Genomic DNA, 2,626 nt, shown 5'->3' with positions numbered 1-2,626 from the left:
TGCATAGCGGCAATCAAGGTGAGATTCAGCGTCAATCAGGATGAGACTCGCGCCGGGGTGTGACGGAGTGAGGGCGTAGCCCGATTGTAGTCATATCCCGGCGCGGCGCAGATTTTAGGCGTCTCATGATCGCGGTCGGTCCGGTACATTTGCGGTTTTCTGGATTGGAGAACCAGTTTGTGCCGGGTCGCCATGTAACCGATCATCAGATGAGACTCTTCATGAAGTACCGACAAACGCATTCCGTAGAGGTCGCCGCGGCAAAAGCGTCGATCAGCCGAGCCACGGCATACCGCCTCGACAAGGAGGTACAACTGCCATCTCAGAGCAAAGCGCCACGCGGACGCCGCCGCCCTGATCCCCTGGAACCGATATTCGAGACAGAAGTCATCCCGCTCCTGAAGGCCGCTCCCGGCATCCGTGCCGTCGCCGTCTACAATGAGATGCTGCGCCGACATCCAGAACTCTCTGAAGGTATCCGCCGCACGCTTGAACGACGCATCCGGTCGTGGCGTGCTGTCAATGGCGAAGCGCAGGAGGTCATCTTCCGCCAGACGCACGAGCCAGGCCGACTGGGCCTTTCGGATTTTACCGACGCCAGCGGCCTTGGTGTAACGATCGTCGGCCAGCCGCTTGATCACCTGTTCTATCACTTCCGGCTTGTCTGGTCGGGTTTCGAACACGCCCATGTCATTCTCGGCGGGGAAAGCTTCGTCGCGCTGGCCGAAGGACTTCAAAATGCGCTGTGGTCCGTGGGTGGTACGCCGCTTTATCATCGCAGCGACAGCCTGTCGGCGGCATTCCGCAACCTCGACGCCGATGCCAGGGTCGATCTCACCCGCCGATACGATCAGCTTTGCTCCCATTATCGAATGACGCCGACGCGTAACAACAAAGGCGTCGCGCATGAGAACGGCTCGATCGAAAGCTCCCATGGCCATCTCAAGAACGCTGTTCATGATGCCCTGCTGATGCGGGGGACCAAGGACTTCGACAACCTCAGTTCTTATCGCGCCTTTGTCGCCGAGATCGTCAGCCGTCGCAACGCTGCCCATGGCAGGCGCATTGATGCAGAGCGATCCCATCTGCAGGCGCTGCCAGAGCGCCGGACCACGGACTTCGAAGAGATTGTCGTTACGGTGTCCCGGACGGGCGGCTTCACCTTGCGCAAGGTCTTCTACACCGTGCCATCCCGCCTGATCGGCCACAGGTTACGAGTTCGCCTGTTCGACGATCGGCTGGATGTCTTCGTTGGCGGCACGCATCTGATGACGTTGCGCCGGGGACGTGGCCACGCTGACGGGCGACACGACCAGGTCGTCAACTACCACCACGTCATCCATTCCCTGCGTAAAAAGCCGATGGCACTCCGCGGCCTCGTTTATCGTGACAAGCTCTTTCCGCGGGAAGAATATCGCAGGGCATTTGAAGCTCTCATCGAGAATCTTCCCGACAAGCAGGCGTGCAAGATCACCGTCGAACTTCTGGCGCTGGCCCATGACCGCGGTTGCGAGCGCGAACTTGCGGAGGAATTGGCCAGGACCCTGGACGCCGGCGATTTACCGGATCTGGTCGCCATGCGAACGCTCTTCGGCCCGGATCCAGCCAAGCTGCCGACCGTTCATGTGCAGCTCGCATCGCTTAACGGTTATGAGGCCCTGATCGGGACGGGAGAAGCCGCATGAAGAACGCACACGTCATCGATGAAGCACGGCTCGGTATCATGCTCAACGAACTTCGGTTGCCGACAATTAAAACGCTGTGGCCGCAATTTGCCGAGCAGGCAGACCGAGAAGGATGGCCAGCAGCTCGCTTCCTGTCGGCTATTGCCGAGCACGAGCTGGCAGAGCGTGCCAATCGCAGGATTGAACGGCACCTCGCCGAAGCGCATTTGCCGCCCGGAAAGACCTTGGACAGCTTCGCTTTTGACGCTGTACCCATGATCTCGAAGGCGCAGGTCATGGCAATTACCGCCGGCGACAGTTGGCTAGCCAAGGGAGCGAACATCCTCATGTTCGGGCCGCCCGGCGGAGGAAAGAGCCATCTTGCTGCTGCTATCGGTCTCGCGCTGATTGAGAACGGATGGCGGGTCCTGTTCACCCGAACCACCGATCTTGTGCAGAAGCTTCAGGTTGCCCGCCGAGAACTCCAGCTTGAATCAGCCATCGATAAACTCAACAAATATGACCTGCTCATCCTCGATGACCTCGCCTACGTCACCAAGGACCAGGCGGAGACAAGTGTGCTCTTCGAGCTCATCTCGGCCCGATACGAGCACAGGTCGATCCTGATCACCGCCAATCAGCCGTTTGGAGAGTGGAATCGGGTCTTTCCCGATCCCGCCATGACACTCGCCGCAGTCGACCGGCTCGTGCACCATGCCACGATCTTCGAGATGAACGTCGAAAGCTATCGCCGCAGAACTGCGCTCGAGGAAAAGCGTCAGCGAGGCCGCCCCGCGTCCTTCGCGACAATCAGAACCTCAGCGCTAGCTGTCGCGGAGCGACAATCAGAAAACGACGAAGAACTTGTCAGCGACAATCAGCATGATAACTTGAGCCCGACCGCGACCTAAGAATCTCATCCAGATTGTCGCCAGCGTCTCATCCTGATCGCCGCGCTATAC

2 protein-coding genes are annotated in these 2,626 nt (G+C 59.3%); both read left to right on the top strand.

From position 1 onward, the window contains the following. Positions 1 to 179 precede the first annotated feature (179 nt). On the top strand, positions 180 to 1,685 hold the full coding sequence (gene istA / locus I3J13_RS25515; protein ID WP_420867956.1) for an IS21 family transposase: 1,506 nt from the start codon (positions 180 to 182) through the stop codon (positions 1,683 to 1,685). Further along, positions 1,682 to 2,575 (top strand): IS21-like element ISRel5 family helper ATPase IstB, encoded by an 894-nt coding sequence (gene istB / locus I3J13_RS25510; RefSeq protein WP_152850240.1) that lies wholly within the window; start codon positions 1,682 to 1,684, stop codon positions 2,573 to 2,575. The genes istA and istB overlap by 4 nt, the downstream gene beginning before the upstream one ends. Positions 2,576 to 2,626: the final 51 nt, after the last annotated feature.

The sequence above is a fragment of the Agrobacterium leguminum genome, from assembly GCF_015704895.1.
GTDB lineage: Bacteria > Pseudomonadota > Alphaproteobacteria > Rhizobiales > Rhizobiaceae > Agrobacterium > Agrobacterium leguminum.
Note: the sequence above shows the minus strand (reverse complement) of the source record. Positions and strands in the feature narration are given on the sequence as shown.

Excerpts from the sequence above, each read along its gene's own strand:
- istB (WP_152850240.1), top strand. The coding sequence starts at position 1,682 with ATGAAGAACGCACACGTCATCGATGAAGCACGGCTCGGTATCATGCTC.